Annotated in this window: 5 protein-coding genes and 1 CRISPR repeat array; of the genes, 3 read left to right on the forward strand and 2 right to left on the reverse strand. The window is 61.7% G+C overall.

The annotated features are described in order from the left end of the window. Positions 1 to 141: 141 nt before the first annotated feature. A CRISPR array of direct repeats spans positions 142 to 624; the repeat unit is 36 nt; unit sequence TTTCAATCCCCGACGGGCTGTTCCTCTGATTCAGAC. A 722-nt stretch (positions 625 to 1,346) separates the two neighbouring features. The 3 genes from IRZ31_RS18085 (at position 1,347) to IRZ31_RS18095 (ending at position 5,586) form a co-directional block, all read left to right on the forward strand. Beyond that, complete coding sequence (locus IRZ31_RS18085; protein ID WP_297156218.1) at positions 1,347 to 2,615, forward strand: hypothetical protein; 1,269 nt, start codon at positions 1,347 to 1,349, stop codon at positions 2,613 to 2,615. A gap of 65 nt (positions 2,616 to 2,680) precedes the next feature. Beyond that, entirely contained in the window at positions 2,681 to 5,137 is a 2,457-nt protein-coding gene (locus tag IRZ31_RS18090; protein WP_297156220.1) for an alpha/beta fold hydrolase, read from the forward strand. Continuing rightward, positions 5,083 to 5,586, forward strand: coding sequence for a phosphopantetheine-binding protein (locus IRZ31_RS18095; RefSeq protein WP_297156222.1), 504 nt, complete (start codon positions 5,083 to 5,085; stop codon positions 5,584 to 5,586). Before IRZ31_RS18090 ends, IRZ31_RS18095 begins: the two co-directional genes overlap by 55 nt. A 1,117-nt stretch (positions 5,587 to 6,703) precedes the next feature. Here IRZ31_RS18095 and IRZ31_RS18100 read toward each other — a convergent pair. Both IRZ31_RS18100 and IRZ31_RS18105 read right to left on the reverse strand, forming a co-directional pair. Further along, entirely contained in the window at positions 6,704 to 7,495 is a 792-nt protein-coding gene (locus IRZ31_RS18100; RefSeq protein WP_297156223.1) for a hypothetical protein, read from the reverse strand. A 212-nt stretch (positions 7,496 to 7,707) separates the two neighbouring features. Further along, entirely contained in the window at positions 7,708 to 8,394 is a 687-nt protein-coding gene (locus tag IRZ31_RS18105; protein WP_297156225.1) for a DUF6230 family protein, read from the reverse strand. Positions 8,395 to 8,435 lie beyond the last annotated feature (41 nt).

Genomic DNA, 8,435 nt, shown 5'->3' on the forward strand with positions numbered 1-8,435 from the left:
GAGCAGCGTATCCAGACTGGCGGCGTTGACCCAGAGGACGGCGCGGTAGGCGGAGCGATAGCGGTGAGCGTACTCGACGGCGAGGCGGGTCTTGCCGACACCGCCCAGCAAGAGAGCGTCATTCGGCTGGAGCATCGTCTGTTTCAATCCCCGACGGGCTGTTCCTCTGATTCAGACGACCCGATTCTGACCAAACTGGCCAAGTTCGAGGGCTTTCAATCCCCGACGGGCTGTTCCTCTGATTCAGACGCCACTGGAGACAGACCATACCAGTCATTCAGTGGATGACTTTCAATCCCCGACGGGCTGTTCCTCTGATTCAGACGAAGAAGCTCTATCCTGAAGGAACCCCATACGAGGACCTTTCAATCCCAGACGGGCTGTTCCTCTGATTCAGACGTAGACGCGCCGGAGTTGGTCCGGCGCGCTGGTGCTGACTTTCAATCCCCGACGGGCTGTTCCTCTGATTCAGACAGGAGAGAACTCTCCCATGCCTTTCGACCTTTCTGCGGACTTTCAATCCCCGACGGGCTGTTCCTCTGATTCAGACCCGGTCCGATCCGGTACAGTGGGCCGGTGTGTTCCAACTTTCAATCCCCGACGGGCTGTTCCTCTGATTCAGACGGCACCCCCCTTAAGATAGCACCAGGAGCGGCTTCCGTCAAGGCTTTTCGATGATCCCAAAAAAGCGGTCAGCAGTGACCGCTCTAATGCGGTCATGATGCCAGGCACTTTGCCCCTCCGAGCGCTTCTCAAGCCCTTCGAGGATCGCTGCGTGAGCAGCCGGGAGCCGCGATCCTCGAAGCGACCTGCAGAAAGTAGATAAAGGAGAATGATGATGATATAGTATTTTTAGTGTAATAAAGTAAAAAATCGAGCAAACATGCTGGATGTCTCTTGTGGTCTCTTGATCCCGGCGACCCTCACCGCCACATGAGGGGGCAGCGCTCCCCTGCAGAATGTCTCAGCTCGCTTGCCCTCTCTCCTGCCTTGTTCCCCCACTCAGAAACGCTTCCCGTTCCAGGGAGCTGAGCCAGAACGACCGGCTTCTTCCGGCTTGCCTCCCCTTCCGTTCCTCTCCTGTTCCCCTGGTGTTCCTCCCACGACCCCGGGGGAGACCACGGGCATCCCCGATCAATTCCCCCCGGTGTCCAGTCGCCAGGGCTATGCTCAACGAAGTCCGCCCATCAGGGGTCGCTATCCGCCTTCGGACCTTCCGTCCTTTGAGCGCACAGGAACCTGTGCGTTCGCGGGGCGAATGCGGGTGGCAGGACACCTGGGAGCGTGTGTGAGGCCGTTTCTCTACGATGACCTGTCCCAGATGAGATGAAAGGAGCTGATGTGAGATGTCTGTCTCTGAACCTCGTCAGCCCGCCGCTCAGGGCGATTCCTCTCTGGCTGATCCCGCTGCTGGGACCAGTGCAAGCGCTTCTCTTGCACCAGATAGCGCCACGGCAGCGAGTCCTCCGCCAGTGCCGTCCTTCTCGGCTACACCAGCGTCAGCAGCCGCAGAGAGCCGGGCGGCAGAGCCGGCCCTGCCTCCGGCGGCGGAGCAGGAATGGTTCACCTGGGAAGAGGACGCTGAGGATGCCTCATCCTTCTTCCTCCCCCAGCGTTCTGGCCCACTGGCGATGCCCACCGTCCCAGAAGCCGCTGCGAGCCAGGCCAACTCGTCGCAGTCAGCAGGCCTGGCGACGATCGTCCGGCGCTCCTCCTGGTCACTGCTGCGCCGATTGGGCCTGGTGGCCTTGACCCTCTTGCTCCTGAGTCTGCTGCTGGCTACGGCCCTGGCTCATTCCCCGACACCTGGGGCTGCTTCCCCCACGCAGACCGCTCCAGGAGGTACCGCGGCACCTCCCACGACCACCGTTACACGCACTGTTCGTACGCCAGGGGCCCAGCGTACCCCAACTGGAAGCCCTTCGACGCCTGCTCCTCGTCCCACGCCGACCAGTCATCCTGGCCCGAGTGGACCTGCGGGGTCCACGAACCCGGCAGGAGATCAGAATCAGGGGACCACAGGAGTTCCCAACGCATGGCTGGCAGATCCGCTTCCGGCGGGCTGGACGGCTGCAGGCCTGACGCGCGCTGATGCCATTGAGGCGCTGCGTACTGCTGTTACCTTTACCGATCGCGAAATGAGCCTGGATTACCGCAACGTTGGCACGCGGACCAAGCCCGGCGGGACGTTGACTGCGGCGATGTTCCTGCTCACCCCTGGGGGAAAGGCTCGCTTCCAGCAGAATGATCGCCGGATGAGTCCGGCCTTCTACGATGCGGTGGTGGGAGAGCAGCTCATTCAGGAAGTAGTGAATGCAGAGCCACAGTTGGTGGCCCTGCAAGTCCGTGGAGGGCAACGCTTTGCCTGGGTAACGGTGCATTTCTGGCTCTGGCAGATGCGACGCGATCCGGCAACGGGTCAGCTTCAACAGGGGCTACAAGCCGATCCGACCACAGGGCAGCCTGTGCTCCATCAGATGTCGGTCCTGCTGCTGCGAGTGCCTCCTGCTATGCAGGGCCCCACGGCTCCGATGGGGGGCACGGGGTGGCTGGTCTCGACCTATGGCCTCGATCTGCCTGCGGGAGAAACCCTGTCTCTGCTGACGCCCCCCTGAGAAGCCAGTGCCAGTGTGCTGCGGACCGGTGCTGACTTCCTCTCCGTGAAGGAGGTCCTCTTGCCATGCCCTGCTCTCCTGAAGAACTGAACCTGGAAGCTGCTCCCGCCGACCGGCTTCCTTCGTCCGGTGGCCGGCCTCGCTCTCCCATGCTGCGACGGAAGACGCTATCGATCCTGATGGCTGGACTGCTGCTCCTTCTCTGGGGACAGCAATCGGTGAGAGCCGGTCTGGCCGGAACGATCCTGGTGCTGGTCCGACGGCTGGTCTCGCTGGTCAGCTTCCCCATTGTTCTCCCAGTCCTGGCTGGCCTGGGCGTGCTCTGCTGCCTGGGAGCGCTCGGCCTGGTGGGGCTGGCCGAGGTCGTCGTACGGACGCTTACTCGGCCTCTGCGGCAGGCTCCGTTCTCCACGCTCACCCCGGCCCTGGTGGGGTGGCCTGCCGAAGCCATTTCCTTCCCGGTGACGGTCGGGTCCGAGTCGTATCCTGTACCCGGGTACTACTGCCCCCAGCCCGGTGCACGGAGCCTGATCATCGTGAGCCCGGGTTATCGGCGTCCCGTGGAAGATGTCCTCCTGATCTGCCGAGCCCTCTGGCAGGCAGGGCATCACGTCCTGGCTTTCGAGTACCTCGGGCATGGGCGTCCTCTGCCTGCTGGGGCCTCTTTGCCGCTGACGCTGGGCTATCGCGAAGTGAAGGATTTCTTGGCCGCGGTGAGCTATGCACAAGAGCGAGCGCCGGGTTGCCGGATTGGAGCACTGGGCTTCTCAATGGGAGGAGCTGTGAGCTTGCTGGGGGCCGCCTGCTGCCCCGAGGTAGCCGCGATCGTCGCAGATAGCGCCTTTGCCACACAGTGGCAGGCGGTCGAGCAAGTCGTACGACGGCGCCTGCGCCTGCCGCCACGCTGGGCGGACTGGTTGCTGCCGCTATTGCACTGGGTGAGCAACAGGGTTCTCAGATGGCACGCCGGCTATCGCTTCGAACAAGTGGAGCCAGTGCAAGTGATTGCGCAGATCGCGCCGCGATCGGTCTTGCTCATCCACGGACAGCAGGATCGGCTGATCCCACCGGCGGCGGCGCAGCAGCTCTACGCTGCGGCCCGGCGGCCCAAGGCCCTCTGGCTGGTGCCTGGGGTGGAACATGTGCGCGCTTGTCTGCAAGTACCTGACCGCTACGTGGCCCGTCTGACTGCCTTCTTCAAGCAGGCTCTCTTACAAGATCTGCCCACTCGCCCCCTCCAGACCGCTTCTGGCTCCAGCGTTGTCGCTGGTTCTCAGGAACAGGAGCAGTCGCCTCTGCGGGTCTCTCGTACCAACGCGCTCAGGTACGAGCAAGCTCAGTCATCCCCCCCTGGGTTCCGGCTGGGCCTGGTGTGGGGGCGCTGGCTGGTGCACTGGCGGTGGCAAGTCGTAGGAGCCTGGCTGCTGGTGCTGCTCCTCAGCCTGCCACTGGCGCAGACGGTTGGGGCAGTGCTCCGGCCTGGAGGAACGACCGTGCCTGGTAGTGAAGCCGCCCAGGTGCAGACTGTGCTTCGTCAACGTCTCCACCAGCCGACGACGCAGCTATTTGCTGTGCTCTCTGTCTCACCCCAACAGGCCAGGGGCCGCTCCTTTGCTCAGCAACAGCAGGCGATCGTTGCCAGAGCCAGAAGTCTTCCCCATGTCCTGACGATCCGGGCGCAAGTCAGCCCGAATGGACAGACGGCCCTGGTGATCTTGGGATTCGATGAGGATAGCGAGACGATTGCTACGCTTGTTCCGCACTTGCAGGACCAACTGGGAGCCATTCCTGGGCCTGCTCGCCTCCGGTTGACAGGTGAGGCCGCAGTCGCTGCCGCTCTGCAGCAGGCTACCCAGGTGGATACAGCCCGGGCAGAAGCGCTGGCGCTGCCCCTGACCCTGATCGCCCTGCTGCTGGTCTTTGACGGACTGCTCGCTAGTCTGCTCCCGGTGGGGCTGGCCGGACTGACGCTGATCATGACGCTGGCCGGACTTGCCTTGCTGGGACGACTCTTCTCGTTGCAGAGCCTGACGGAGAGCCTGGTGAGCATCATTGGCCTGGGGCTGGCCATTGACTATAGTCTGTTGCTGATCCGTCGCTTCCGCGAGGAACTGGCGCGAACCGGAGCAGTGCCCGAGGCAGTGGCTGACACGGTGGCCACGGCGGGCGAAGCGATCGCCTTTAGTGCCTGCATTGTGGCACTGGGCTTTGGAGCATTGCTGCTGATCCCCATTCCACTGTTACGCTCTCTGGGGGTAGGAGGCTGTCTGGTGACAGGCATTGCGGCGCTGGCAGCACTCACACTCTTACCTGCGGTGCTCAGCCTGCTGGGGCCGCGCATCAATGCACTGGCACTCTCTTCCTTGCTCCCAGGGAAAGGGCACCGCTGGCGGGACCTGCTGCCTGTCCGGCGGCGGTGCACTGCCTCGGTGTTAGAACCGCAAGGAGCTGTCCGACCTGTCTCCTGGTGGGAACGCTGGGCCTGGGCATCTGCGTGGCCATCGGGCTGGATGCCTTTCTGATCCGCCCGCTGGTGGTGCCGGCAACCATGCGTCTGCTCGGGAACTGGAACTGGTGGCTCCCCGGCCAGCGAAGAGGGAAACCATCACCTGCAGCGGCTGGGGAGTCTGGCCTGCGCAGCCAACTCCTGCCCCTCAGCGAGCAGCAGGCACAGCGGGCCTGGGAGGCGCTGCTGATCAGGCTTGTTGCCCAGACGCTGCAGCAACCTGTCACGAGACAGAGCCATTTCTTCACCAGTGGAGGCGATTCGCACTCCCTGGAGCAGCTCCTGCTGCGGATCAAGCAGCACCTGGGGGTAACGCTGACCGTCGAGGAGGTTCTGACCCACCCGGTGCTTGCCGCATTAGCTGTCCTGGTGCAACAGAGGCTCCTGCAGCAAGAGGAGCAGGGGGCTTCCGACCCTTCCTGCTGGACCTCCTCTATGGCCTCTACAGCCATATCACCTCGCTGAAAGCCTTGCAAGAGATAATCGTCAGTGATCCCTTCGATCGCAGCGAGCAGCCACGGCAATTGCGCCTGGTAGATCTGGCTGCCTGGCTGGAGGCGCTGGTGAGCTAAGAATGAGAGAAGCCGCCTGTCCTGTCTTTCCCTTTGCTGAGCAATGAGGGAGGGGATGAGGCGGCTTCTGCCTGCCGAAAGGAGGAACCAGGAAGGCATGGGAGAGGGAGAGAAAAACGGACTCAGCCAAGGTGGAGAGCAACTGACCGGACCCGGTGAGACCAGGTGATTTGCGCGCTGAAGGAAAGAGCAGGCTGGATGCAGGAGATTGCTCCCTGCAGATGAGCGGCATAAGGGAACACGCTCTGGGGAGCGTCCGGCCTGAAACTTTCTGAGAGATGGTACTCGCTCTGAAGAGCAATCAGGCGTCAGAACAGGTAAGTGAACACTTGACACTCTTGTCTTTTTTGAAAGGAGAGACTATAGTTATCGTAGTGCAGCTTCCTGTCTGAACACATTGCTCAAAAGACCAGAAGATGGACAAGTTTTCCTTTGCTGGAGGCAGCAGAGGGTCAGAACGTGAGGAACCTGTGACAACTTGTGCCAAGCGAGCGGAGCAAAGGAGCGGTTGCTGTCACGTCGCCTGGAGAGCGGCTTCAGAAGCAGGGCGGCTGTTCAAGGAAAGACTTGACTTCGGATCAAGTGGTTGCGGGTTCGAGTCCTGCCAGGTGCGCCTTCCTTCCAGAACCACCGTCTCAACCCGCTTCTCAAGCCCTGCGACGCCACGCAGAGGAGGTGAGCGGCTGAGATGGTGGTCTGCAAGACGGGGTTTTCTCCCTCCAGCGACCACTTGCCTCCCTGCTGCAATGACCACCTGCCTCGCTACCTCTGCTGCCGACAAAAGTGGTTCCTCTGCCCGGCAGCACTGCCTCACCAAGTCGACCCTAACAAGGCATCTCCCGTCTGGTAACAAAGGCAGCTCCGCCTCACTTACTGCTGCTCGCTCTGCTCTGGGTCTCTACGGCACTGTACTGGCTGTAGAGAAGAGCAAGAGGGGGACGCACTGAGTGTCCCCCTTCTTGTGGCTTCGCTTTGGGCTGCGAAGAGCTGCGCTGGCAAAAGGATCAGGATCAGGAGAAAGAGACCTGCAGCCCTTCGGCCTGGAGAGAGGCGCTGTTGAGCGAGCGATCGATATAAAGCACCACATTCGTCATCACAAGCCGGGGTACCGTGCCCCCAGCAGCCAGGATCAGCAGATCAGCCTTATCGGCGAAACTGCTCAGGCCAGTAACGATATCCTGCAAGATGGAAGTCTTGATTGAGACGCCGGTTGCCACCGCGGTGCCCGAGGCCGTGATAGTAATAGTCACGCTGCCTAGATCGCGCGAAATCTGCAGCCCGGACATGGTAGTTGAACTGAAGGTCAGCACGGGATGCAGCGGGTCGGGCAGAAGACTCAGGTGGGCATTGGTCCCAATAATCTCGCTCGCCCGCAAAACAATCGAGTTGGGTGCCGTGAGAATCGTCGGCTTCGGCGTAGCTGTAGGGGTCGGTGTTGGCGTCACCGTCACTGTCACCGTTGCCCCAGGTGTCACAGTGACCGATGGGACCGCGCTCGGCGCTGGGGTTGCCGTGGCTGTTTCGCCCGGCGTGGGTGTCGCCCGCGGCGGAGGCGTCGGCGAAGGTGTCGGCGTTGGGGTTGGTGGATCAACAGTCGGTGTTGGGGTCGGCGTGCGATAATGACACGGAATTAGCGGCGGCAGACAGAACACCGGTCCGGCCTGCGGTGCCGTCGCTGGACCAGCGGCGAAGGCCACCTGGCCCCCCGCAACAAAGGCTGGAATCAAGAGCACCAGAAAAGAACAGAGTGCGCCGACTTTCCCCCAGAATGCCAGCACTGCTGGAGAACGCTTCTTCTTCATAGCTTGGCCTGACCTTTATTCATTGCGCAACTTACTCGTCCGCTGAGCTTAAGAGGATAGGAAGAAAAATACCATCAGATGGCAGTCGTGCTATCTGGAATACCAGACGGGGAGAGAGCGCGAGTGCAGCCGACCCCGGGAGCACCAGCTGCACCCGCGCGGTGGCGATGGACGGGCCTTACAGGAGGCGATCCGTCTCTCGTCAGCTTTTATTAGCTATGGGTGATGCTCAGCGTCAGACCGGGCAGCGTGATGCTATTAGCAGCCTGGTATGGGGAATTAATGGTTAGATTGGTCAGCGTCGCGCTGGTGGCCGTCTGATCAAAAGGATTGGGGCCGGTGCTGAGCACGAGGTTCTGGAACTGACCCTCGTCGGCCTGCAATCCCGTAGCGTCGTTCGTCAGCCCCGTCACCGACACCGGTGTGTTCTGGCCGGCCTCCAGCTTGACAGTCACTGTGCCCAGGGGTCCCAGGCTGATGCTCTTGCTGATCACCAGGTCAGTGATGGTTCCATCGAGCTGGTTGACTGCCACCGGCGTGCTATTATCGGCGGGCGAGATGCCCGGGTAGAGATGGAAGTTCTTGGCCTGCAAAACCTTGGCCTGCACCGTGACCGGCAGCGGCGCCGCTGCTGCCAGGGCTATGGCCCCGTTCTCAACTGCTCCGAGCATGCCAAAGAGCACCAGGGCCGCGAGCAGCATCACCGACCAGAACACGGTCCGATTGGTGCGCCCCACCGGCGGTAGCTCCTCGTCTTCGTCGGCAACCGCTCTGGTCTCGATAGTCTCCACCCGGCTGACGTCAATGCTTTCCTCATCGAAAGGCGGCAGGTGAATGGGCAAGCTTGTTTCTTCGCGCTCTGGTTCCCGGGTCATTCCGGTGTCGTGCTCTTTTTCCATGAGACGCTCTCCTTTTTATGTGTTACATGACAGATATATAT

Origin of the sequence: Thermogemmatispora sp. (assembly GCF_019683635.1) — a bacterium.
Taxonomy (GTDB): Bacteria; Chloroflexota; Ktedonobacteria; order Ktedonobacterales; family Ktedonobacteraceae; genus Thermogemmatispora.